This is a genomic window from Pseudarthrobacter sp. J1763 (genome assembly GCF_050490295.1).
Taxonomy (GTDB): domain Bacteria; phylum Actinomycetota; class Actinomycetes; order Actinomycetales; family Micrococcaceae; genus JBNPEO01.
Map to the genome: position 1 here is coordinate 126,176 of NZ_JBNPEN010000001.1, position 22,396 is coordinate 148,571.

General features: G+C 57.8%; 22 protein-coding genes and 1 pseudogene. 12 read left to right on the forward strand and 11 right to left on the reverse strand.

Annotation, left to right across the window (positions count from 1 at the left end; translation table 11 throughout):
• Window positions 1-144 precede the first annotated feature (144 nt).
• Window positions 145-756, forward strand: a complete 612-nt coding sequence (locus ACQQCD_RS00630) for a dihydrofolate reductase family protein (protein WP_430266455.1) — start codon at window positions 145-147, stop codon at window positions 754-756.
• Window positions 757-779: 23 nt separating this feature from the next.
• Here the strand turns inward: ACQQCD_RS00630 and ACQQCD_RS00635 are convergent, their stop codons facing one another.
• The 4 genes and pseudogenes from ACQQCD_RS00635 to ACQQCD_RS00650 all read right to left on the reverse strand — a co-directional run bounded on the left by ACQQCD_RS00635 (window position 780) and on the right by ACQQCD_RS00650 (window position 4,596).
• Window positions 780-1,919: a fatty acid desaturase family protein gene (locus tag ACQQCD_RS00635; protein WP_430266456.1), complete on the reverse strand. Its 1,140-nt coding sequence runs from the start codon at window positions 1,917-1,919 to the stop codon at window positions 780-782.
• Window positions 1,920-2,033: 114 nt separating this feature from the next.
• Complete coding sequence (locus tag ACQQCD_RS00640) at window positions 2,034-2,909, reverse strand: metal-dependent hydrolase (protein WP_430266457.1); 876 nt, start codon at window positions 2,907-2,909, stop codon at window positions 2,034-2,036.
• Window positions 2,910-2,980: 71 nt separating this feature from the next.
• Window positions 2,981-3,975, reverse strand: a pseudogene (gene corA / locus ACQQCD_RS00645) (magnesium/cobalt transporter CorA).
• Window positions 3,976-4,062: 87 nt separating this feature from the next.
• Window positions 4,063-4,596: an Lrp/AsnC family transcriptional regulator gene (locus ACQQCD_RS00650; protein WP_430266458.1), complete on the reverse strand. Its 534-nt coding sequence runs from the start codon at window positions 4,594-4,596 to the stop codon at window positions 4,063-4,065.
• A 174-nt stretch (window positions 4,597-4,770) separates the two neighbouring features.
• Between ACQQCD_RS00650 and ACQQCD_RS00655 the strand changes: the two genes are divergently transcribed.
• Window positions 4,771-6,018, forward strand: coding sequence for an MFS transporter (locus tag ACQQCD_RS00655; RefSeq protein WP_430266459.1), 1,248 nt, complete (start codon window positions 4,771-4,773; stop codon window positions 6,016-6,018).
• A 50-nt stretch (window positions 6,019-6,068) separates the two neighbouring features.
• Here the strand turns inward: ACQQCD_RS00655 and ACQQCD_RS00660 are convergent, their stop codons facing one another.
• The 4 genes from ACQQCD_RS00660 to ACQQCD_RS00675 all read right to left on the reverse strand — a co-directional run bounded on the left by ACQQCD_RS00660 (window position 6,069) and on the right by ACQQCD_RS00675 (window position 8,683).
• Entirely contained in the window at window positions 6,069-6,575 is a 507-nt protein-coding gene (locus ACQQCD_RS00660; protein ID WP_430266460.1) for an Lrp/AsnC family transcriptional regulator, read from the reverse strand.
• A gap of 28 nt (window positions 6,576-6,603) precedes the next feature.
• Entirely contained in the window at window positions 6,604-7,839 is a 1,236-nt protein-coding gene (locus ACQQCD_RS00665) for an MFS transporter (protein WP_430266461.1), read from the reverse strand.
• Window positions 7,840-7,953: 114 nt separating this feature from the next.
• Window positions 7,954-8,292 (reverse strand): hypothetical protein, encoded by a 339-nt coding sequence (locus tag ACQQCD_RS00670; RefSeq protein ID WP_430266462.1) that lies wholly within the window; start codon window positions 8,290-8,292, stop codon window positions 7,954-7,956.
• A gap of 97 nt (window positions 8,293-8,389) precedes the next feature.
• The gene (locus ACQQCD_RS00675) at window positions 8,390-8,683 is read right to left on the reverse strand and encodes a nitronate monooxygenase (RefSeq protein WP_430266463.1); all 294 of its coding nucleotides are present in this window, start codon (window positions 8,681-8,683) and stop codon (window positions 8,390-8,392) included.
• Between the two features lie 105 nt (window positions 8,684-8,788).
• Here ACQQCD_RS00675 and ACQQCD_RS00680 point away from each other — a divergent pair, with 105 nt between their 5' ends.
• Window positions 8,789-9,715 (forward strand): N-acetylglucosamine kinase, encoded by a 927-nt coding sequence (locus tag ACQQCD_RS00680; RefSeq protein ID WP_430266724.1) that lies wholly within the window; start codon window positions 8,789-8,791, stop codon window positions 9,713-9,715.
• 30 nt (window positions 9,716-9,745) lie between these two features.
• Here ACQQCD_RS00680 and ACQQCD_RS00685 read toward each other — a convergent pair whose 3' ends face one another.
• Window positions 9,746-10,816: a pirin family protein gene (locus ACQQCD_RS00685; protein WP_430266464.1), complete on the reverse strand. Its 1,071-nt coding sequence runs from the start codon at window positions 10,814-10,816 to the stop codon at window positions 9,746-9,748.
• A gap of 40 nt (window positions 10,817-10,856) precedes the next feature.
• Between ACQQCD_RS00685 and ACQQCD_RS00690 the strand changes: the two genes are divergently transcribed.
• From ACQQCD_RS00690 to ACQQCD_RS00720, 7 genes are all read left to right on the forward strand, one after another.
• Window positions 10,857-12,665 carry a glycoside hydrolase family 35 protein gene (locus tag ACQQCD_RS00690; RefSeq protein WP_430266465.1) on the forward strand — a complete coding sequence of 603 codons (1,809 nt, stop codon included), beginning with the start codon at window positions 10,857-10,859 and terminating at the stop codon, window positions 12,663-12,665.
• A gap of 130 nt (window positions 12,666-12,795) precedes the next feature.
• A complete protein-coding gene (locus ACQQCD_RS00695; RefSeq protein ID WP_430266466.1) occupies window positions 12,796-13,875 on the forward strand; it encodes an ABC transporter ATP-binding protein in 1,080 nt (359 codons plus the stop codon).
• Entirely contained in the window at window positions 13,875-14,606 is a 732-nt protein-coding gene (locus ACQQCD_RS00700) for an ABC transporter permease (RefSeq protein ID WP_430266467.1), read from the forward strand. Before ACQQCD_RS00695 ends, ACQQCD_RS00700 begins: the two co-directional genes overlap by 1 nt.
• On the forward strand, window positions 14,603-15,382 hold the full coding sequence (locus tag ACQQCD_RS00705; protein WP_430266468.1) for an ABC transporter permease: 780 nt from the start codon (window positions 14,603-14,605) through the stop codon (window positions 15,380-15,382). Before ACQQCD_RS00700 ends, ACQQCD_RS00705 begins: the two co-directional genes overlap by 4 nt.
• Window positions 15,382-16,377, forward strand: coding sequence for an ABC transporter substrate-binding protein (locus tag ACQQCD_RS00710; RefSeq protein WP_430266469.1), 996 nt, complete (start codon window positions 15,382-15,384; stop codon window positions 16,375-16,377). Before ACQQCD_RS00705 ends, ACQQCD_RS00710 begins: the two co-directional genes overlap by 1 nt.
• A gap of 80 nt (window positions 16,378-16,457) precedes the next feature.
• The gene (locus ACQQCD_RS00715) at window positions 16,458-17,678 is read left to right on the forward strand and encodes a pyridoxal phosphate-dependent aminotransferase (protein WP_430266470.1); all 1,221 of its coding nucleotides are present in this window, start codon (window positions 16,458-16,460) and stop codon (window positions 17,676-17,678) included.
• Window positions 17,679-17,742: 64 nt separating this feature from the next.
• On the forward strand, window positions 17,743-18,618 hold the full coding sequence (locus ACQQCD_RS00720; protein ID WP_430266471.1) for a polyphosphate kinase 2 family protein: 876 nt from the start codon (window positions 17,743-17,745) through the stop codon (window positions 18,616-18,618).
• Window positions 18,619-18,627: 9 nt separating this feature from the next.
• Here the strand turns inward: ACQQCD_RS00720 and ACQQCD_RS00725 are convergent, their stop codons facing one another.
• Window positions 18,628-18,885 (reverse strand): exodeoxyribonuclease VII small subunit, encoded by a 258-nt coding sequence (locus tag ACQQCD_RS00725; protein ID WP_430266472.1) that lies wholly within the window; start codon window positions 18,883-18,885, stop codon window positions 18,628-18,630.
• Between the two features lie 59 nt (window positions 18,886-18,944).
• Window positions 18,945-20,246: an exodeoxyribonuclease VII large subunit gene (gene xseA, locus ACQQCD_RS00730; protein WP_430266473.1), complete on the reverse strand. Its 1,302-nt coding sequence runs from the start codon at window positions 20,244-20,246 to the stop codon at window positions 18,945-18,947.
• Window positions 20,247-20,446: 200 nt separating this feature from the next.
• On the opposite strand from xseA, the gene ACQQCD_RS00735 reads away from it, so the two are divergent.
• Both ACQQCD_RS00735 and ACQQCD_RS00740 read left to right on the forward strand, forming a co-directional pair.
• Window positions 20,447-21,292, forward strand: coding sequence for a hypothetical protein (locus ACQQCD_RS00735; RefSeq protein ID WP_430266474.1), 846 nt, complete (start codon window positions 20,447-20,449; stop codon window positions 21,290-21,292).
• 9 nt (window positions 21,293-21,301) lie between these two features.
• A complete protein-coding gene (locus tag ACQQCD_RS00740; protein WP_430266475.1) occupies window positions 21,302-22,387 on the forward strand; it encodes a 4-hydroxy-3-methylbut-2-enyl diphosphate reductase in 1,086 nt (361 codons plus the stop codon).
• The last annotated feature ends 9 nt before the right edge of the window (window positions 22,388-22,396 follow it).

Sequence of the window (22,396 nt, forward strand, 5' to 3'; positions counted from 1 at the left end):
CCGCTACTAACCATCACTCTGCTCCGCTCGTTGCCATTACACACTGTAGACGTGTGGCAGGCTGCAAATGTGAGGTTGAAACAGAAAAAACTTTGAAGTTGCCTACCCTAGTCTTTGCGGGACTTTCAGTTCTAGACTCAGCCCATGCACCCCAACGCTGAAACACCACGCTTGATCTATTCGGCAATTACATCTTTGGACGGTTACGTCGCTGATGAGGCTGGAGACTTCCAATGGAGCGCGCCCAATGAGGAAGTCCACGCGTTTATCAACGAACAAGAACGCAGTGTGGGAGTGCAATTGTTGGGGCGCAGAACCTATAACGTTATGGACGTGTGGGACGAGCTTTACGGTGACACATCGCAACCCCAAGAGATGCAGGATTTCGCCAATATCTGGCATGGGCAGGACAAAGTCGTGTACTCACACTCTGCACAAGAGGTCAGCGCACTGAGAACGCGGTGGTCCAGCAACTTTGAACCAGAAGCCATTCGAGAACTCATCAAAAATGCCGATTCCCATGTGGGAATCGGCGGTCCAACGCTTGGAGCCGAAGCGCTCAAAGCCGGGCTTGTGCAGGAGATTCAGCAGTATGTGAATCCGGTCATCATCGGCGGGGGTCTGAGTTTCTTGCCCCAGGGCCTCAAGCTAGATCTGCGGCTAGTGGAACAAAGAACTTTTGCCAATGGTGTGGTGTTCCTGCGTTACGAGGTTCTCGAAGAACTCGGCACAAACACCACACCGCCGGCCAGCTAGAAGACTAGGGAAAGTCGAAGAAACTACCGAGTTCGCATAGCGCCAGTGATGGGGCAGCTAAACATTTCTACCTTGCCGTGACCCACACCGTCGAGGAAGTCCAAGATCGAGCTAAAAGCCTCGGGGAGGGTAGTGGCTGTGTACTTGATGCCCTTGTCCTTGCAGAACTGCTGGACCAGAGGCTGAACACGACGCAGGCTGCGGCTGGACATGGTGGGGAACAAGTGGTGTTCTACCTGGTAGTTCAGTCCACCCATCAGGGCGTTGATGGTCCAACCGCCCTTGATATTGCGGGACATCAATACTTGGCGACGCAGGAAGTCAATGCCAGCATCTTTGGGAACAATGGGCATACCAAGGTGGTTCGGCGCGAACACCAAACCGAAGTACAGGCCAAAGAGACCCAGCTGAACACCCATCCATGTGAAACCGATAGCCGGGCCCAAAAACAGGACAACAGCTGTGGGCAGTGCTACTAAGCGGATCGCTAGGAAGAGTGCTTCTTGGGCGCGGTGCGGGACTGTTTCTTTGGGGTTAGCTACGCGGAGAATCGATTCGCGGTGCAGGTCCAGGCCCAAGAGCAAAAGAATCGGGAAAAAGAGTTGACGCTGGTGACGTGCGCCCCAAGCACCTATGCCGGTCCGGGTGGCAGCGTCTTCTGGGGTGAAAACGAGTGCTCCGGGGGCGATGTCATTGTCCTTGCCTACCTTGTTGGGGTTGGCGTGGTGACGACCGTGCTTGTTGAGCCACCAGCCGTAGCTCAGACCCACGGCGAGGTTGGCGAGAATTCTTGAGGCTAGGCCGTTCGCTGCACCGGATTCGTAGATTTGGCGGTGCGCTGCGTCATGCCCCAGGAAGGCGGCTTGGGCGCAGAAGAAGGAGAACAGAGCAGCGGTGATGAGGTTCCACCAAGAAGGGCCAATCATCACAAACAATGCGATAGTTGATGCCAGAAGTAAGCCCAGACGCGCCATCCGCCAGTGGTACCAACTCAACTCGCGCTTAAACAGGCCCATTGATCGGACGGTCTCGGTGAGCTGAATGTAATCTGTGGCGGCCTTATTCGGCCGTGGTGCGCGGGTTGAACCCAAGCTTGTGGCTGAGGTTCCGGTAGCACGCGTGGTGTTATCCGACGTCGTGCGCGGCATATCTGTAATGGTCATTGGTCCTCCGTAAGTCTGTCCCACTAACGAACTTACGCAAAGCCATTCAAACAAACGTCCCGCCCCCGTACTGCCGGCACCCTACCGGGGTAGGGGGCGGTCAGCGGCAAGCAATTACAAGGTGACAGCGGCAGTTTCCATGGTGAGTTGGAGGGCACCATTCTCTTCGCTTAGTTCAAGCCCCACGGCCACGGTGGTTAGTTGTGAAAGTGATCGCAGGTGGGTTCCTCCGCAGGGAATTCGCGCAGTTCCGCTGGGCAACTCGCATACCCATTCGCGCAGATCGGTGAGGAATTCGCCGTGGGATTCAATCCGTACTTCACCGCCGCTGGCCACCCACTGAACCAATTGTTGGTTGAGAGCGTCTTGCAAAGCTGGCAAGTGTGCTGCGAGAGATTCTGTGGGGAACCCCTTTTTGCGCAAGGATTTGCCCAGTCGGTAAACATCGCGGGAACCGTACTCTAGGATTGTGGAGCTTTCAATCGCGGCACCGTCGAAGTCAGGATTACCCAAGGCATCAGGCCGGACTTCTTTGGTCCACTGGTCCGCGAGCACCTGGTTGAGGGCTAGGGATGCCAAGTGGCAGCCTGTGTGGCCGGCGCTGAGCGCGGCGCGGTAGGACTGTTCGACGTCGATGCGAACCTCTGCGCCCTCTTTCAGTTCCGCGTCGGCGGGCAGAATATGGACTACTACAAAGGCCCAGCCTTCGGCTCCTCTGCGGACTGGAACGTCTGCCCCAACATAAAGCGTTTGGCCATCGCTCGCCCCGACTACGCAGTCGATGACGTCGAAGGCGATGTCTCGGGTGCGAATGGTGGCCTGATCTGAGCCTTGGTCCGGCCAGCCCACATCGAGCGGGTGGCATGGCGTTTCGTCCAGCAGCACGGCGAGGGTTCCATCCTCAAGCCGTTGGGTGTGGATGACCGTAGCGGAACCTCCCACGGCACCCTTGGCATAGCTGATGGAGGTATCGCGAAGGGGGAGAGTCATACCTTCCAGCTTAACGTGTGGTACTACGAGAGCCCAGACCGGCAGTAGGTGAGGCGGGTCGTGACCGAGAGTTACATCCAGCCCTTTTTCTTGAAGATCGCAAACATGATCGCTGCGAGACCGATCATCAGCCCGATCGCCATGGGGTAGCCGTAGAGCCACTCCAGCTCGGGCATGTGCTCAAAGTTCATGCCGTAAATGCCGGCAATGATGGACGGGGCAAAAAAGATCGCAGCCCAGGATGAAATCTTTTTACTTGTTCGTTTTGTTCCGCGCTGGCTTCGTTTTGCCGGTTGGCGGTGAGTGTCCCGTCCAAGGTCAGGGCGTTTTGCAGGATGTCTCGGAAGGCGTTGGCACGTGAGATGAGCTGGGCAATGTGGTCCTCAACGTCGCGCAGATTGCGTTGAAGTTCAATGTCCACGCCGTATTTTTCGAAGCCATTTTTGAGTCCCTGGATCATTTCTGGCAGTGGGTGAATGGCCCGTTGAAACTGGATGACTTCGCGGGCGAGCTCGTAAATACGCCGTGATACGCCCGAGTCGCCGTTGAAGAGTTGATCTTCAATCTCGTCGATATCGTTTTCCAAGCCGGCTACAACCGGTGCGTAGTCGTCCACTACCCGGTCTAGCAGAGCGTAGAGAACCGCTTCGGGGCCGCACGCTAGGAGCTCCGGGCGTTCCTCGAGACGACGCCGAACGGAAGCCACGCCTGCCGTTTCAGCGTGGCGGATGGTCACTACAAAGTTGGGGCCAGTGAAAACGTGGAGCTCGCCAAATTCCACCGTTTCTGTGGCGTCGATGTACCTCGCTGGGCGTAGAACCGTGAACAAGGTGCGGTCGTAACGTTCGAGTTTTGGACGTTGATGAGCTGAGACGGCATCTTCTACAGCCAATGAGTGGAGGCCAAACTCGGCGGCAACAGCCATCATCTCCACTTCGTCCGGACGGTACAGCCCAATCCAGGCCATACCACCGTGTTCAGCGAGACACTCAACGGTTTGGAGTAGTCCTTCCGGCTCGGCAACACGTTTGCCGTCCACGTAGACAGCATTGTCGACGATTGTCACTTGGCTCCTCGAACTTGGTTGCAGGAATGATGACTGGAGTGCGGTGCGGGCCAAGCCATCCTTGAATTGTAGTTCTGGGGCATGGTGTTATTTTTCAGCAGTCACACCGGAACGCTGTGTGGTAGGAGCTGAAGTTCCTGATTTTCCAGCCGGAACATTTGTCATCCTGCTGATCAGAGGCTCGGTCCGGTAGGCGATGTGAGTGTGGAGGGCCAGCGAGGTCTCAGTACGAATGACCCCCTTAATACGCAGGACTTGGCGCAAAGTGTTTTGGAGGTTGTGGGTATCGGTAGCAACCACCCGGCACCAGATGTCACCACGGCCGGAAATTTCGTGTACTTCCAGAACCTGGCTGATGAGCCGCAAGGCGGCTATAACGCCGTCTAGTTCGCGGTGGTTCACTTCGATCGTGATAAAAGCTACGACGTCGTAACCCACCGCCTCTAGGTCAACTTCCCTGCCGCCGCTGTGCAGTACGCCGGAGCGCTGTAAGCGCTTAAGGCGCGTCTGGGCCGTATTGCGGGCGATGCCCAGCGAAGTGCTCAAATCTCCAATCTGAATCCGCGGATCTTGGACCAATTTGAGCAGTATTTTCAAATCAATGCCATCAAGGTTGTTCATTTATTCACTCCAGCGCAGCTCGAATTTCATATTTTGCGCACAATGATCAATCTTGACACGAATATGGCCCCTTTAGCTCAGTATTGCCGGAACATTTGAGGTATACGCCAGCGTGGGCTGAGCGTCACTGCGCTCAGTCGCGAATGACAACCCCTCAAGCAAGGCAGGCAGACCGTGACAGTTATTAGCGAACTGCGAATGCGTCCCGCCAGCACTGAAGGCTGGGCATGGGACGCATCCGTCACCGCTCGGCTGGTGGTGTCCGGAATTGTGCTGTTTGTGTTGCTGGTGGGCGCAAACTTGGCCACGCCGCTCTACCCCCTTTTGCAAGCGCACTTAGGGCTCAGCAGCTTCGATGTCACTGTGGCTTTTACCAGCTATGTTTTGGCGCTGATTGGCACTTTGTTGGTGGCCGGCCATTGGTCCGATCACATTGGTCGCCGTGCAGCGATGGTTCTGGCGGTGTTGGTTAGTTTCGCCGGGGGACTGGTTTTTGCGTTCGCGGGCAACTTGCTGATGCTCTCGGCTGGACGTGCCTTGCAAGGTGCTGCTGTTGCTCTTGCAACAGGCGCCTGCTCCGCGGCCTTGCGGGAACTTTTGCCGTTGCGTCCAGAATGGGCTTCGCGCTTTACCTTGCTCGCTTCCTCCGGTGGTGTGGCTGCTGGTCCAGTGATCGGCGGTTTGCTTTCGCTATTCCCTCACCCCGTCAGTACACCGTTTTTGGTTCAAGCAGGAATCCTCGCAGCCCTGTTGGTTCCGTTGTGGATGATCCGTGCGCGCCCGGCCATCAAACACATAGAGCACGGTTACGGATTGGAAGCCCTTGCCCCGCGCCGGCCACAGATTTCCCGAGAAGCTCGCGGAGCCTTCTGGATGGCATCAATGGTTGGCTTCTTAAGCTTCACCGTGTTTGGCTTTTGCCTCTCGTTGGCTCCTGCGTACTTCGCGCCGGTAGTGCACGCCGACTCACGCCCACTGGTCGGTTTGCTCGCTGGTCTGACCCTTGGGGCCTCAGCGGTGAGCCAGCTGATGCGAGCCGAGGGCAAATTCCGCGTCTCCACCGGGCTCACTGTCCTGGGTGTCTCGGTAGCGGCTATGGCGTTCGCCGCTGCAGCCAACGCGCCATGGCTTTTAGTCTTCGCTTGCATCGCCGCCGGGGCAGGACAGGGCATTGCGTTCCGGACCGTATTTAACACCGTGGCCAACAAGGTTGAACCGGCTCGCCACGCGCAGATCATTTCTGGGGTTTACGTGATTACCTACCTAGGCAGTGCGATCCCAGTGCTTGGCCTCGGTTGGGCTGCTGGCTACTTTGGCTTGGCAGCGTCAGTGGCAGTTTTTGCCGGGGCTTGCCTTGTGGTGGCGTTAGTCCTGGCAGCTTTCGCCTTCCGTAGCGAACTTCGTGAAGCCCGGGCAGCTTAAACCTCAAGCAACGGCACTAGCTTTCTAAAGGCCCTAGCCGAGTAGACGGGCTAGCCGTCCAGCGGCCCGGGATGGCCCGGAATGTGATCAAACACCAGAGTGGTTTCGGTATGGCCCACTACGGGATCCGGCGCCAGATTATCCAGGACCCAGTCGCGTAGGTCTTCTGTGGTGGCAACGGCAATGTGCAGGAGATAGTCCACCGAACCAGAGGTGTGGAACGTTGAGAGGACCGCTGGAAGTTTGGGCACCCGTTGCGTAAAAACGTCAATCTGATCACGGTCGTGGGCGCGCAGCCGGACTGCAACAAGCGCTTGAACGGATCGACCAATCGCGGTGAGGTTCAGTTGTGCTTCAAAACCATTGATGATTCCGCGTTCTTGCAGGGCACGGGTGCGCATTAGCGCGGTGGAGGGGGCAATGCCTACGAGCTCGGCCAGTTGTTTGTTGGAAATGCGGGCGTCCTCAACAAGGGCCTGCAATATCTTCTCGTCAATGGCGTCCAAGGGTTCGCTCCCTGCCGCTGGCTGCCGAACATTCTTCGGTGTAATGCTCATGTTTCCTCCTACGCAGACTCTCGATTCATCATAGAGCCGTTGCCGTGGTGGTAGTTTGTGGGCGCCCCCGGTGGGCTAAAAAATTCAACAATCCGGCGAGTAAAGTCAGCCCGGCCACCAGTAGGGCAAGGGCTGGCCAACCGAAGCTTTGGAACACGAGGCCCCCAGCCCAACCGATGACACTCGAGCCAAGGTAGTAGGCCAAGTTGTAAAGCGAGGCTGCTTGAGCTCTGCCGCTCACGGCGATGGCCCCGGTCCAGCCCGAACCCACACTATGAGCGGCGAAATAACCGCCCGTGAGCACAATGACCCCAATCAAAACTGCAGCCAGATTGTCCGGGATGGTGATCAGGATTCCCGCAGCCATAATTGCAATGCTGCTCAGCAACACTGCCCGTCGGCCGAGGCGAACGGTCATGGCCGCACCCCAGCGCGAGGTAAAGGTTCCGGCCAGATATGCCAAGAATATAAAGGCAATCAGCCCCGCCGGGAGCAGGAACGGCGGGGCCATCAGCCGGAAACCTAGGTAGTTGTAGAGCGCCACAAATCCGCCCATCAGCAAAAATGCTTGGGCATAGAGAGCCAGCAATCGTTGGTCCTTACATAGGGACGCCAGAAGCGTGAGCGCGGGTCCAATGCCTTTGCCGCGGGCTCGAACAAAACCGCGTTGTTTGGGGAGCAACATCAAAAATGCGACGGCGGCAAGTGTGGCAAGCAGAGACGCCGCAAGAGTGCCGAATCGCCAGCCGGCAAAGTCGCTGACCACCCCTGACACCAGTCGTCCCAAGAGTCCACCGATGGTGGTTCCGGCCACATAACTGCCGGCAGCCACGGCTGCATAAAGTTTGTGAACCTCTTCGTTGAGATAGGCCACTGCCAGCGCCGGAATGCTGCCGAGAGCCATCCCTTCCAGCAAGCGAACTGCCAAAAGCGCTGGTAGCTCTGTGCACAGCGGGAGGATGAGCCCCAAGGCGGTTGCTGCACAAATTCCAATGGTCATGGCTTTCACCCGGCCAATGCGATCCGCTATAAAGGACCACGGAATCACGGCAACGGCCAAGCCAACTGTGGCGGCGGAGATGGACAGTGCAGCGAGGGAAGCAGAGATGTGGAGCTCGGTGGCGATCTGCGGAAGTGTGGCCTGAACTGAGTACAGTTGCGCGAAGGTTGCCACCCCGGCGAGGGCCAAGGCCGCGAGTAAACGAGAGTAGGCCGCCGACCCCTTGTGGTGCCCATTCCAGTCAGTGCGGTCATCCTCAGCCATATTCTCACCCTAGAACGCGCCGCGATCTAGACGTTAACTGGTGCCTGGGTTTGAGGATTAGCGCTTGAGGATCAGCGGTTGAGAATGTCAGCCGTCACGAACACCAGCACAGCACTATCTTTGAAACCGCGCCAAAATTTCGGCGACAGTCCCGGACCGTGCGTACTGCCACGCCTCACCTGCCCATAAATTTAGCCCTTCGGCGTTATTCTGAGCTGCGGCTGCCGCCCGCAAAGGTGCCGTGCCAATCTGACCGGCGCACGCCCCGGCGTTCAGCACTAGGTCAAGACTTGCGCGGTTGTGGATCGCTCCGGCGGCAACGATGGGAAGATCGACGGCGGCAAGTGCCTCTTCTACATTTGTCACTGTGCCGATGAGTGCGCTTCCTACTGCATGGAGAGCGTCCACTTCGAGGGCGGAGGGCAGGCCAAAGGTAAAACTGACAAACTCCACTGGCTCCTGGGTGAGTGCAGCGATCTTTGCTGCCCAGCCGTCGTCGTCCGTTAACGAGCCTCGGGTACCTCAACACCTAACGCGGAGGCGTAGGGGACTAGAAGTACTTGGCGAGTTCGGCTTCGTCTGGTGACGTGGATTCGGGCACAAATACGTTGACCCCAAAGCGAATTCCGGAAGTTTTGAGCGTGAGTATTTCGGCCAGCATGGAACCGGTTGTTTTGTACCCGGCGGCGAGAAATCCCAAAGCCCCTGCCTTGTGCGCGGCCTGGACTAGTGCGGTTGTGGTGGTTCCACCAGCCATCGGTGAGGCAATAATTTCAACCCCCGCCAAATTGAGCCCCGTGGGGACCTCGCCTGTGGAGGGATTCGGCGAGATTGTGGGGGACATACTCAACTCCTGCGGACGACTGCGTAGGCTAGTGACGTGACTAATACTGCCAAAGTCGGCGCCGCTGCCACTGAAATAACTCCCGCTGATGCTTCTGCTCCCGGAATCGCCACCGGAACGGACTCTTCCACCGGTTTAGACGCTGCTATTGGTGTGGGTGCTGCCATTGGCTTGGACATTGGCGGCACAAAAACCCGGGGCATCCGCATTGAGCACGGTGCAGTGTTGGCTGATGAGACGGTGGGCAGTTCCAACGTCCAAAATGTCACGCGTGAAGAGGCAGCCAAAAACATTGCAGAGTTGCTGAACAAAATCGGTACTGCAGGCGTAACGGCCGTGTACGCAGGTGCCGGTGGTGTGGATACCCAAGAAGACAAAGACGCACTCGCAGCCCTCATTTCCCCTCACGTTCCGGGCGCCAAAATCACTGTGGTCCACGATTCTCGGTTGCTGCTGGCCGCCGGCCAGGCACAAACGGGTGTGGCAGTTATTGCAGGAACGGGCTCGGCAGCGTGGGGAACTAATCCGCAGGGTCAAGAGGCGCGGGCTGGCGGTTGGGGCTACTTGCTGGGCGATGAAGGCAGCGGATATTGGCTGGGCAGGGAAGCTGTTCGTTACAGCCTGACTCGGATGAACCAGGGACAAGAACCCGATGAGCTCACTCGCGCGCTGTTGGCCTCGGTTGGACTGGAAACTCCGGACCAGCTGATTGCCCACTTCCACTCTCCGGAGACTGGCCGCCGTTACTGGGCGCAGCAGGCCCGTGTGGTGGTGGACACGGCCGACGCCGGACACGCGCCGAGCGCGGCTATCCTCACCCAAGCGGCCGCCGACTTGGCCGGGCTCGCCATTGGTGTGTTGAGTCAGCTGGGGATCGCTGGGCCGGTGATCCTCGGCAGCGGACTGGGACAAAACGTCAAACAAATCCAGGACGGCTTCCGGGCGGGCCTCAATGCTGCTGGGTATTCGGAAGTCAGGATTCTGGACCAAGAACCCATTTTTGGCACTCTGGAGCTGCTCAAAAACTCCTGAGGCTCAGCCGGATAACGCGGCTAACGTCACTTAGCCGCGTTTGCGTGGGCGGAGTTTCACACTAGGTAGCGCTGGTGCGGGGATCCTGCCAGCTTCAACACCTGCGCTTGGACCGTGCCCGGGAACAACACCGTAGCGGGCCCGGGATGTAGTCAAGGAGTCCTCGGTGTAGAGCACATCTGTGGCTTCCCAATCCTGACGAGCTTGCTCAATTTCTTCGTGGGTGCGGCCAACAAAGTTCCACCACATCAACAAGTCTTCACGGAAGGGCTCGCCCCCGAGCAGCAACACCTTGGTGCCAGTTTCGGCAATCACCCTTAACTCGCTGCGGCCTGCTCCCAAGTACGCCAGAGGACCCGGCTGAACACGGACATCGTCAACGGTGACGGATCCTTCGATCACCAAAAGTGCGTGCTCGAATTGTGGGTTCACCGGCAGCGTAGTTGCTGAATCCAAAGTGATTACTGCACCAACAATGGGGGAGTACATCTTCGCTGGGGACGTAGCGCCGGCGAAGGAACCCACCATCACGGTGGCGGCAAAGCCTTCCCCGCTGACCACCGGCAAGTCTTGGTGCTGTTCAAAAGACGGTGCGCGGTGGCGGTCCCCGTCCGGCAAGGCGACCCACAACTGGAGTCCACGGCTTAGCGGAACGTCAGTGCCGCCGTCGGCCACTGAATTGTCCGGTGTGGCGCTCAAAGCAGATGCGCTAACCTCACCGTTGACCAAGGAAAATTCCGAATGCGAAATCCCGTGCCCGGCCGTCATAATATTCAACTCGCCGGGCCTAACAATGACGTCGTTGCCCAGGCTGTCGCGGTGCCTGATCTCCCCGGTGAGTGGCCAAGTCACAGTCTGCAAACCTATGTGCGGGTGAGGGAGAACAGACATCAACGTCCGGGCCGGGCCAAAACTATCTAAGAAACACCATGCCCCCACAGTGGGGAGGCCGCGCTGAGGAAGCGTCCGGGAGACATTAATGGCGCGCACCCCGCCGAGGGGTACCTCGCGCTCGGGCCACAGCTGAACACATGGAGAATTCTGGTCTGCCGGTGCAGCGGGGCACACTTCGGGTTGAGGAACCACTTCAAGGTTTGTCACAGCACCACTCTAAACACAGAAACCTTGTAGCGTTAGGGCTATGTCTGCGCCCATTTTGACCTATCGCGATGGCCAACTGTTCCGCGATGCCCAGCCACACCGCATCCTCGCTGGTGCCATCCACTATTTCCGCGTTCACCCAGAGCAGTGGCAAGACCGTCTGCGCAGGCTCAAAGCCATGGGCGCCAACACCGTAGACACCTACGTGGCGTGGAATTTCCACCAGCCCAAAGAAGATCAAGCCCCGGATTTCACCGGTTGGCGGGACTTGGGCCGCTTTATTGATATTGCTGCTGAGGAAGGGCTGGACGTCATTGTCCGCCCCGGCCCCTACATTTGCGCCGAATGGGACAACGCTGGTTTCCCCGCATGGCTCACGGCCATCCCCGGCATCGGCCTTCGCTGCAACGATCCAGTTTTCACCGGAGCCATTGAGAAGTGGTTTGATGCATTGATGCCCATCATCGCCACACGTCAGGCTGCCCAGGGCGGCCCCGTTGTGGCACTTCAGGTGGAAAACGAATACGGCAGCTACGGCGACGACGCCGAATACATCCACTGGAACAAAACCGCGCTCACCGAGCGGGGCATCACCGAAACGCTATTTACGGCCGACGGCGGTAACGACTACTTCTTGGATGGCGGCTCAGTGCCGGACATCTGGGCCACTGCCACCTTGGGAAGCCGTGGCGACGAAGCCGTAGCCACGTGGGAACGACGCCGGCCTGGCGAACCGTTCTTCAACGTTGAGTTTTGGGGTGGCTGGTTCGATCACTGGAACGAACACCACCACACTCGTCCGGCGGCAGAAGCTGCAAGCGAAATGCGGAAAATGCTTGATCTGGGTGGCCACGTTTGTGTGTACATGGCTCACGGCGGAACCAACTTCGGTTTGGGATCAGGCGCCAACCACAACGGCACTCACATCGAGCCGACTGTCACGAGCTACGATTCGGACGCGCCGATCGCTGAGAACGGCGAACTGACCGAGAAATTCCACGCGATGCGTACAGAATTCTTCCGCGCGCAGGGGCTCGAAGGTGTCCAGCTCCCTGAGCTGGATACCGAACTATTGGCGGCCCCGGCCGTGCTACCCGCCCAGAGCGTGTCGGTGTCTGCTGGCAAGGACTTGTTGGAGCTGGTGCGCGCCACTGCTGCACCCGTGAAAAGTGTTAAACCACTTTCATTTGAGGACCTTGGTCTCGACGGTGGTTTGGTGCTTTACCGCGCTCAAGCCGTTTTGCCGGGTCTTGTGGATGCACCTAAAGAAACTCCGCTGAAAATCCTTGGCCTTCACGACCGTGCCTATGTGTGGGTTAATGGGGCATTCATGGGTGTCCTCGATGACACCACCGCTGAGCAGGGCCTCACCGTCACGGGAACCGGGGCTACAGCCACACTTGAAATCTTGGTGGAGAACGTGGGCCGGATTAACTACGGCCCACTCTTCGGCCAAGGAAAAGGCATCCTGGGTGGTGTTTTAGTCAACCAGCGCTACACCTTGCACTGGGAACAGATTCCGGTGGCGCTCGAGGACTGGGGTTCGGCCGAGCTTGAAGAACTTGCAACAGCCACCTTCGATGCCGAAACCCCCGCAGATACCTACCTCGAATTCCCTGGCTTCACCAAGGGATTTGTGTGGATCAACGGATTCCTTCTGGGACGCTATTGGGAGATCGGACCGCAGAAAACCCTCTACGTTCCGGCTCCCTTGATCCAGACGGGAAGCAACGTGATCAAGGTTCTAGAACTGGGCAAGGCTGGGGCCAAAATTGAGTTGCGCGCCCAGGCTGACCTGGGGGAAGGCGAACCCGAGGCCACCATCGAGGCGGCAGAGCTTCCGGCATAGCTATACACAGTGAGCCGCTGACATAGTCCGGTGTCTCTGACTATGCTGGGGAGCCGGACACAAAAATGGCCCCGCCACTGTGCCACCGAATAGAGCGAGCCTTACCGATCGACCTTAGGGAAGCACCACTATGGCTGAAGCCATGATCCAATTCCGGAACGTGACTAAGCAGTACCAAGAGTCCGCGCCAGCCGTGGATTCTTTGAGCATGGACATTGACCGCGGCTCAATCACCGTTTTTGTGGGGCCATCGGGTTGCGGGAAAACCACCTCACTGAGGATGATCAACCGCATGGTGGAACCCACCTCCGGCACCATCACAGTGGACGGCGCCGATGTTGCCTCGCGCCCGGCGGCCGAACTGCGCCGTTCAATGGGATACGTGATGCAGTCCTCCGGGTTGATGCCGCACCGGAGCATCCTGGACAACATCGCAACGGTTCCACGTCTCAACGGTGTGCCACGCGCGGCCGCCCGCAAACGCGCCGCCGAACTTTTGGACGTTGTGGGGCTTGCCTCAAATCTGGGCAAACGCTACCCATCCCAGCTCTCGGGTGGTCAGCAGCAGCGTGTAGGTGTTGCCCGGGCGCTCGCCGCCGATCCGCCCGTGCTTTTGATGGATGAGCCCTTTAGCGCCGTGGATCCTGTGGTGCGCGACGAATTGCAGTTTGAGCTTTTGCGGCTTCAGTCCGAGCTGGCAAAAACCATTGTGTTTGTTACCCACGACATTGACGAGGCAGCCATTCTGGGCGACAAAGTGGCTGTGTTTGCTGTTGGTGGCAAACTGGCCCAGTACGCCGCCCCAGAAGAAATTCTGCGCGCACCGGCGAATGATTTTGTGGCTAACTTTGTGGGCAAAGACAGGGGCTTCCGCGGCTTGGCGTTTAACCCCGCCGAGAACGTTGTGTTGCACGCACTGCCGTTGAGCGGCAGCGGCTGGGTGTTAGAGGTCGACGCCGATTCTCGCCCCACGGGGTGGTTGCCACCGGGTGCCGCACCAGGAACGAAAGAAAAGCCTGCACGGCTCGCTGGCGGATCTTTGTTTCGCCCGGGCGACAGTCTGCGACGCGCCTTGGACTCTGCGCTGTCCTCGCCATCGGGATTGGGTGTTGCCGTAGACCATGAGGGCCGCGCTATTGGTGTGCTCAAAGCGGCTGAAGTTTTAGAAGAGATTGAGGCGGTTCGCTTACGCAGGGTGGCGCAGGGCTGATGCAGTGGCTTTTCGCCAACCTGCCCATGGTGCTGGACCTCGCGCGTCAGCACCTTATCCTCGCGATCGTTCCCATGCTTCTGGGGCTGGTGGTGTCAGTTCCGCTGGCCGAATTTGCCCGTAAATACACGGTGCTACGTTCGGTAGTCCTCACGGCGTCTTCGCTGCTCTACACCATTCCCTCATTGGCACTTTTTATTATTTTGCCCACCATTTTGCAGCGAAGAATCTTGGACCCAGTCAATGTGATTGTTGCCCTCAGCCTGTACGCCGTAGCTTTGTTGGTGCGTGCGGCAATCGATGCTTTGGATTCGGTTCCCGAGGATCTTCGGCAGTCGGCAATGGCCATGGGGTACAAACCAGTTAGACGGTTTTTTGCCATTGACTTGCCACTGTCCCTTCCGGTGATGTTTGCCGGGCTCAGGGTCGTTTCAGTGAGCAATATTTCCCTGGTCAGTGTTGCAGCACTTCTAGGGATCGATAACCTTGGCCGGCTATTTACCGACGGACTCCAACGGGACTTTGTGACCGAAGTCTGGGTGGGGATTATCGCCACCTTGGTCTTGGCGCTCTTGGTGGATTTGCTGCTGGTTCTGATCGAAAGAATGCTCACGCCCTGGACTCGGGTGAGTAACCGTAAAGGTGCCAGGACCCGCGAACCTGAGGTGCCGTCGTCGGGCAGTTCAGGGTTGATTGCTCAGCGCTCACAGGCGGCGGGAGGCTCAGTATGAACTCCATCATTGCTAACACCATTACGTGGCTGACCGACCCCGAACATTGGACCGGTATCACTGGTATTCCGGTGCGGATCGGGGAGCACCTTCAATACAGTGCTTTGGTGCTTTTGATTGCCGCAGTTATTGCTATTCCGGTGGGTATGTACGTAGGTCACACCGGTAAAGGACGAGTTGTTGTGGTGGCCGTGGCAGGCTCGTTGCGTGCTCTTCCTACCCTTGGTTTGCTGATCCTTTTTGTGCTGCTGGCCGGGATTGGTCTGATGCCACCCATCTGGGCACTGGTGATACTTACGGTTCCGCCGTTATTGTCCGGAACCTATGCGGGCATTTCCAGTGTGGACCGCCAATACGTTGATGCTGCCCGGGCCATGGGAATGACTGAGTGGCAGATCCTGTTCCAAGTGGAAGTACCCAATGCTGTCAAAGTGATGCTGGGTGGTTTCAGGACCGCTGTGCTGCAGGTCATCGCGACTGTATCAGTGGTGGCCTACATCAACCTCGGTGGGTTGGGCCGCTACATCTTTGACGGTGCTGACCTTAACGACTTCCCCCGCATGTTGGGTGGATCCCTACTGATTACGCTTTTGGCCATTGCGGCAGACCTTGTGCTGGTTCTGTTGCAACGGCTGCTTACCCCGCGCGGCCTGCGCGCAACGACCACCCGTTCCGGTACAGCTGGAAATACCGCTGTCACCAGAGCTACCACTACCACCGGAGTCACTCAAGGCGCTGCGCCGGCAGTGGCCGCACCTCAAGGAGAAACGCCATAATGCAGAACTCAACTACAGGACGTAAAAGAATTTTCGGCCGCACCCTCAGCCGTCCCATCACTCGCAGGGGAGCGGGACTTTTCGCGGCCGGAGTGGCAGCCACACTGATGTTGAGCGCATGTGGTGGTTCCTCGGATCCTCTAGGAACGTCACCAGCCAGTAACGGTGCTGGTTCGGCGGCTGCAGGCGGAGCATTGGTTGTAGGTTCGGCTGACTTCGCGGAGAGCCAGATCATCGCTGAAATCTACGCAGGTGCCCTCAACAATGCTGGGATCAGCGCCTCTACCAAGAAGCTGACCACACGCGAGGTCTACGTTAAGGCAGTCCAGGACGGATCTTTGGACCTGGTTCCGGACTATTCAGGAAATCTCCTTCAGTACTTGGACAAGGAGGCCACGGAGATCTCCGCTGATGACATCGCCAAGGCACTGCCGGGCAAGTTGCCTTCGGGATTGTCCGTTCTGGACGTGTCCAAGGCTGAGGATAAGGACGCCATGGTGGTCACTAAAGCCACTGCCGAGAAATACCAACTCAAGACCATTGAGGACCTTGCCAAGGTTTGTTCTGAACTAACCCTCGGTGCTCCGGCCACCTTCGCGGAGCGTGCTTACGGTCTGCCAGGACTGAAGAAGAACTACAACTGCGAGCCCAAGAAGCTAGAACCGTTCTCCGATGGTGGTGGCCCGATCACCGTCAAGGCACTTCTGGACGATCAGGTTCAGGTGGCTGATATTTACACCACTACACCTGCCATTGCGGACAACGACCTTGTGGTTCTCGAGGACCCTAAAAACAACTTCATTGCCCAGCAGGTGCTTCCTTTGGTGAACACCGCCAAGATGACGGATGCGGCCAAAACGGCACTCAACAACGTATCTAAGCAGCTGACCACTGATGACCTGATCTCATTGAATCGGGCCGTGAGCGGTAACCAAAAGCAGAGCCCTAAGGATGCTGCTGCGGCGTGGCTCAAGGACAAGGGCATCGTCAAATAACTTCTGAGCATTGCCGAGCGGCAGTCCACTATGGCGCGTATCACAGCCGGAGTGGGCTGCCGTTATGGCATATTTGATAAATGGCAGAATTCAAGCAGTCCACGAAACTTCACAACGTTCTCTATGACATCCGTGGACCGATCCTCGAAGCGGCGCAGCAGATGGAAGCCGAGGGTCACAGGATCCTCAAACTGAACATCGGCAACCCCGCGCCGTTCGGATTCGAGGCTCCTGACGCCATTTTGGTGGACATGATTCGCCACTTGCCGCACGCACAGGGATACAGCGATTCGCGTGGAATTTTTTCTGCCCGCACAGCCGTCTCCCAGTATTACCAAACGCGCGGCATCCAAAACATCCACGTTGATGACATTTATCTGGGAAACGGTGTCAGCGAACTGATCACCATGTCCTTGATGGCGCTTTTGGACAACGGGGACGAGATCCTCATTCCGGCACCGGACTACCCACTGTGGACAGCTTCCGTCAGCCTCGCTGGCGGCCGCCCCGTGCACTATCTGTGCAACGAGGAAGAGGGCTGGCTGCCGGACCTTGAGGACATCGAGTCGAAGATTAGCCCTAACACCAAGGGCATTGTGATCATCAACCCGAACAACCCCACGGGTGCTGTTTACCCCGAGGCTACGGTTAATGGAATGGTGGAAATTGCCCGCAAGCACGGTCTGATTGTCTTCTCCGATGAGATTTACGAAAAGATCCTGTACGAGGATGCAGTCCACGTCAATACGGCAAAATACACCGGTGACGATGTCTTGTGTCTGACTTACAACGGCTTGTCAAAGGCCTACCGTGTGTGCGGTTACCGCGCCGGCTGGATGGCTATTTCCGGGCCTAAGAAGGCGGCCTCGGATTATTTAGAAGGCATCAACCTCTTGGCCAACATGCGTTTGTGCGCCAACGTTCCGGCCCAACACGCCATCCAAACCGCTTTGGGCGGTTACCAGAGCATCAATGATCTCATCCTCCCCGGTGGGCGTTTGCTGGAGCAACGCAACAAGGCCTACGAGATGCTCAACGCGATTCCTGGTGTAAGCACCCAGCAGGCCAAGGGGGCGCTGTATCTATTTCCCAAGCTTGATCCCGAGGTTTACCAGATCCGCGACGACGAAAAGTTTGTCCTAGATCTGTTGCGCGAGCAGAAGATTCTGGTTTCTCACGGCCGCGCGTTCAATTGGGGTAAACCCGATCATTTCCGGATGGTCACTTTGCCCAACGTCAAAGACATTGAAGAGGCAATTGGCCGGATGGGCGACTTCCTGAGTCGGTATCACGGTAACTAAGTAAATTCGGTTAGGACGGCGCTGGCACGGCATATCGAGTCAGCCCATAACAGGCAGGCGAATCATGGCAAAGAAGTCATCAGGTAGCTCCGAGATTGTTCAATTCGAGGAGAGCCCCATCAAGGTGCTCCGAGTTGGCGACGGTTTCCAACTTGACAGCGTTGATCCAGACTCGGCTCCGGCTTTTCCTGGCGGAAAAAGTGAGGGACTTGCACGGCTAAACGAGCAGGATGACCGTCTGACCGAACTGCAGGAGAAGCTGTTTGCTGCCGCAAAGGGTGGGGCCCGCGATCGTGTTTTGTTAGTGCTTCAAGCGATGGATACTGCTGGCAAGGGCGGGATCGTCAGCCACGTAGTGGGCACGATGGATCCGCAGGGCGTTCACCTCAAAGCGTTCAAAGCGCCCACGGATGAAGAGAAAGCCCACGATTTCTTGTGGCGCATAGAGAAGGAAACCCCTGCTGCTGGCATGGTGGGTGTGTTTGACCGCTCGCACTATGAAGACGTGCTGATCCACAAGGTTCATGGTTGGGCCGATGCCAAGGAATTGAAGCGCCGCTACGAGGCCATCAACGAGTTTGAAGAGCGTTTGGCTGAGCACGGCACTCGGGTCCTTAAAGTGATGCTCCACATCTCTAAGGACGAGCAGAAGCAACGGTTGCTAGACCGTCTGGCGGACCCCACCAAACACTGGAAGTACTCCACGGGGGACCTCAAAGAACGCGAGCACTGGGACGGGTACCAGGAAGCGTTCCAAGCGATGTTTGAGCAGACTTCCACCGAAAACGCGCCGTGGTATGTGGTCCCGGCCAACCGGAAGTGGTATGCGCGTATCGCCGTGCAGCAACTGCTGATTGAAACTCTTGAGGCAATCGACCCGCAGTGGCCTGAAGCAGACTTTGACGTTGAGGCCGAGACAAAGGCTGTAGAAGCGTCCTAACGCTGAGGCCTACTCGGCTTCGGCTTTACCCTGTGCTGCGGCGAGTCGCTTGCGTGCGCCGTCGAGCCATTCTTCGCAACGCTGTGCCAAGGCTTCGCCGCGCTCCCACAGGGCCAATGACTCTTCCAGAGAAGCCCCGCCAGCCTCAAGCTTGCTCACCACTGCCACAAGCTCCTCGCGGGCTTGTTCATAGCTGAGCTGCTCTATTTGTGCGGCAATGTTCTTGCTGGTGCCAGTCTTATCTGCGGTGTTGTCAGTGGCAGTCATGGTGTGATTCCTACTCTCTGAGGTGCGTCTTTGGTCATGGGCGGTACGGCCGTAGCCGGTTAGCCAGTTTGTTCGGGTTGAAGCTGGCCAACCGTTGCGAGGAACTTGCCCTGTGCCACGCGGATCCTGAGCTCGTCCCCGTTGTGGACCTGCGAAGCGTCGCGGACCACCTGGCCGTCTTGGGCGCCGCCATCGTGTTGAACTACCGCATAGCCTCGATCGAGGGTCTTTTGTGGCGACAATGCCAAAACCTGTGCCCGGAGGTGATCTAGCTGGTCACCTGCACGTACCACTGCCGTGGTGATGGCGGAGCGTGAACGCGCGGTGAGACGGTCGACGTCGTCCGCGCGAACCGTAATCATCCCCTCGGGTGAGGCAAGAACCGGCCGCGTGCGGAGGGTTTGTAAACGTTCGGATTCGCGCTCAACCCTTAGGGTTACGGAACGCCGAATCTGGCCCAGTGCGTAGTGAACCCGCTGAAGTTCTTCGTTGACGTCCGGGACAATCCGCTTGGCGGCGTCGGTAGGTGTTGAGGCGCGAAGATCAGCGACCTCGTCTAGCAAAGGACGGTCCGCCTCATGACCAATGGCACTGACAACCGGGGTTACGGCTGCGGCTACGGCACGAATCAGTTCCTCATTGCTGAAGGGGAGCAAATCCTCCATGGACCCACCGCCGCGGGCGATGACTATAACGTCCACTTCCGGGTTGGCATCGAGTTCCGTTAATGCGCCGATGACTTGGGCTACCGCGTTAACGCCTTGGACCGCCACTTCACGGATCTCAAACTGAACCGCTGGCCAACGCAAGGCCGCGTTGCGGAGCACGTCCTTCATGGCGTCCGAATCGCGGCCCGTAATGAGGCCAATGCGATGGGGGAGGAGCGGGAGCTGTTTTTTCCGGCTCTCGGCGAAGAGACCCTCCGCGGCGAGTGCTTGACGAAGCCGCTCAATGCGAGCCAAAAGATCACCCAACCCAACTGGGCGAATATCCCGCACGGACATGTTCATCCGCCCGGTCTTAAGCCAAAATTCGGGTTTGAGGAGGGCGACAACCCGGGAGCCGCGTTCAAGCGGAGCCTCAAGACGCTCCATAGTGTTTGACCACATTGAGGCAGGCAAAGAAATTTCGGCGTCCACATCGCGCAAGGTGAGGAACGCTGACTTGCCCCGGTTGTTGAGCTCAATCAGTTGGCCTTCAACCCACGCGGCGGGCGTTCGGTCGATGTGAGCTTTCAGCTTGTGGGAGAGCACTTGCAAAGGCCACGGGTTCTCCGGGCTGGTCTCGGCGGCTGTCGCTGGAAGCGTGCTTGCTCGATGTTCCGCAGCCCTTAGCGAATCTTCGGGGGTGTGCTCACTCACGCGTTGCCTTTCAGCCGAATTGGACGCTTCCACTCTAACGAGTTTGCCTAGTTCTCCATGGAACCACTTGCCACCGACACTTTTTGCATTGGGGTCTAAACGGGGCACGGACGCGGTCACTGACTTTAGGATGGGAACTGCCCACCGAGCTGGTGTTCCCCTTGAGGGCCTCCAGTCTCTTGCCAACACAAAGGACTTTTGTGCGTTCCTTTATTGCTTTCCTAGCCACTGTTTTGGGCCTTGTCCTCACGGCCGTAGCAGGGCCAGCTATTTGGGTTGATCAGAACCTGGTTCAAGAGTCGGGCTTTGTGAAGATGGCCCAGCCCTTGGGGGAGGACCATGAATTCCAGGTGGCACTGGCCTCGGCTACGAGTCGGTCAATCGTCTCCGAACTAAACCTTCCTGACGTTCTCAGCGAGGCGATCACGCCGGTGGTGAACGCGGCAGCCAAAGGGATCACCAAACTGCCCGGATATGAGGCTGCGTGGACAGAATCCTTGCGCCGGAGCCATCACTTGACCATTACGGGGGAAGCCGGAACGGCTCAGCCCAGCGGTTTCACTTTTGATGCCGCTCCCATGGTCCAGCTACTCGCCGATAGTGTCAGCAGTAAGTTGCCGGTGAAGTTCACTGCCCCGAAGCAAGTTCTATTGCCGGTGGGCAGTCAAGCGCAACGGCAGGTGTTGGACTTTATGGTCAACTACGCGCCTCTGGGATATTACGCTGCTGGCGGTGCTGTATTGGCGTTTTTGCTGGCCTTGGTGAGTGCACGACGGCGGGGAATCACCTTAATGGTGATGGGTGTAGGTGTGGCGTTAATCGCTGCAGTATGGAAAGTAGGCGGCGGTCTGGCTGCCGAACAATTATTGACCCGCTCGGATGCAGAAGCCCTCAGCGGCGTGCTGGGACAACGGTTGGCCAACGAAGCGACCACGGTGTTGGACTCGTGGTTTCTGATTTTCTTGGCTGCGGCCGGTGTCCTATTTGTGGTGGGAATCATTGTTCAAGCGATCTCCAGATCACGCGAGGCACGCGCTCGCCGGTAGCATGGATCTATGACTACTGCAGCGGTTTCAGTTCCCATGCCATCGGTGCCTCGTCGGCGTCGTTCGCCGGAAGAAGTCCTTGCCGCGGCGCCTGTGGCAGGTGCCAAGAAGGTATTGCTGGCGGCACCCCGTGGTTATTGCGCCGGTGTTGACCGGGCAGTTATTGCGGTAGAAAAAGCCCTCGAGCACTACGGGCCCCCGGTTTATGTGCGCAAACAAATTGTTCACAACGTTCACGTGGTGAGCTCCCTGGAGGCTAAGGGTGCCATCTTCGTTGAAGAGAACGAGGAAGTTCCTGAGGGCGAACTGGTGATTTTCAGCGCCCATGGTGTTTCCCCGGCTGTGCTGCAGTCGGCCGAGGACCGTGGGCTGCGCACCATTGACGCCACGTGCCCGCTGGTGACCAAGGTTCACCGTGAAGCCGTCCGTTTTGCTAATGACGATTTTGACATTTTGCTTATTGGCCACGAAGGCCATGAGGAAGTTGAAGGGACCGCTGGCGAAGCTCCCGAACACATTCAAATCGTGAATGGCCCTCACGAGGTGGACAAGGTCCAGGTCCGTGACCCGGAGAAGGTCATTTGGCTCTCGCAGACCACACTCAGCGTGGACGAGACCATGGAGACGGTGCGTCTACTCAAGGAGCGTTTCCCCACTCTGCAGGATCCGCCCAGCGACGATATTTGCTACGCCACGACCAACCGCCAGGTAGCTATCAAGAAGATTGCTCCACAAGCTGACTTGGTGATTGTTGTTGGCTCGGCGAACTCCTCCAACTCGGTGCGGCTGGTTGAGGTTGCCCTTGAATATGGTGCTAAGGCTTCTTACCGTGTGGACTTCGCCAACGAGGTGGATGAGTCTTGGTTTGAAGGTGTGCAGACCGTTGGTGTGACCTCTGGTGCATCGGTCCCTGAAGTTTTGGTGGGGGACGTGTTGCGTTTGTTGGCCGACTACGGCTACGGAACAGTGGAGGAAGTTGTTACGGCTGAGGAGGATCTGTTGTTCTCCTTGCCGAAGGAACTTCGTGCCACGCTCAAGGCAGCTGGCGACTCAAGCCGCGCCCTTGGCGGCCGCGGCTCTCGTCCTCAGTCCTAGCCTTCACAG

Coding starts and splice junctions, on each gene's coding strand:
- ACQQCD_RS00705 (WP_430266468.1), top strand. CDS start 14,603: ATGAACTCCATCATTGCTAACACCATTACGTGGCTGACCGACCCCGAA.
- ACQQCD_RS00725 (WP_430266472.1), bottom strand. CDS start 18,885: ATGACTGCCACTGACAACACCGCAGATAAGACTGGCACCAGCAAGAAC.
- ACQQCD_RS00630 (WP_430266455.1), top strand. CDS start 145: ATGCACCCCAACGCTGAAACACCACGCTTGATCTATTCGGCAATTACA.
- ACQQCD_RS00710 (WP_430266469.1), top strand. CDS start 15,382: ATGCAGAACTCAACTACAGGACGTAAAAGAATTTTCGGCCGCACCCTC.
- ACQQCD_RS00650 (WP_430266458.1), bottom strand. CDS start 4,596: ATGAACAACCTTGATGGCATTGATTTGAAAATACTGCTCAAATTGGTC.
- ACQQCD_RS00675 (WP_430266463.1), bottom strand. CDS start 8,683: ATGTCCCCCACAATCTCGCCGAATCCCTCCACAGGCGAGGTCCCCACG.
- ACQQCD_RS00660 (WP_430266460.1), bottom strand. CDS start 6,575: ATGAGCATTACACCGAAGAATGTTCGGCAGCCAGCGGCAGGGAGCGAA.
- ACQQCD_RS00695 (WP_430266466.1), top strand. CDS start 12,796: ATGGCTGAAGCCATGATCCAATTCCGGAACGTGACTAAGCAGTACCAA.
- ACQQCD_RS00635 (WP_430266456.1), bottom strand. CDS start 1,919: ATGACCATTACAGATATGCCGCGCACGACGTCGGATAACACCACGCGT.
- ACQQCD_RS00665 (WP_430266461.1), bottom strand. CDS start 7,839: ATGGCTGAGGATGACCGCACTGACTGGAATGGGCACCACAAGGGGTCG.
- ACQQCD_RS00715 (WP_430266470.1), top strand. CDS start 16,458: ATGGCAGAATTCAAGCAGTCCACGAAACTTCACAACGTTCTCTATGAC.
- ACQQCD_RS00700 (WP_430266467.1), top strand. CDS start 13,875: ATGCAGTGGCTTTTCGCCAACCTGCCCATGGTGCTGGACCTCGCGCGT.
- ACQQCD_RS00720 (WP_430266471.1), top strand. CDS start 17,743: ATGGCAAAGAAGTCATCAGGTAGCTCCGAGATTGTTCAATTCGAGGAG.
- ACQQCD_RS00690 (WP_430266465.1), top strand. CDS start 10,857: ATGTCTGCGCCCATTTTGACCTATCGCGATGGCCAACTGTTCCGCGAT.
- ACQQCD_RS00740 (WP_430266475.1), top strand. CDS start 21,302: ATGACTACTGCAGCGGTTTCAGTTCCCATGCCATCGGTGCCTCGTCGG.
- ACQQCD_RS00640 (WP_430266457.1), bottom strand. CDS start 2,909: ATGACTCTCCCCCTTCGCGATACCTCCATCAGCTATGCCAAGGGTGCC.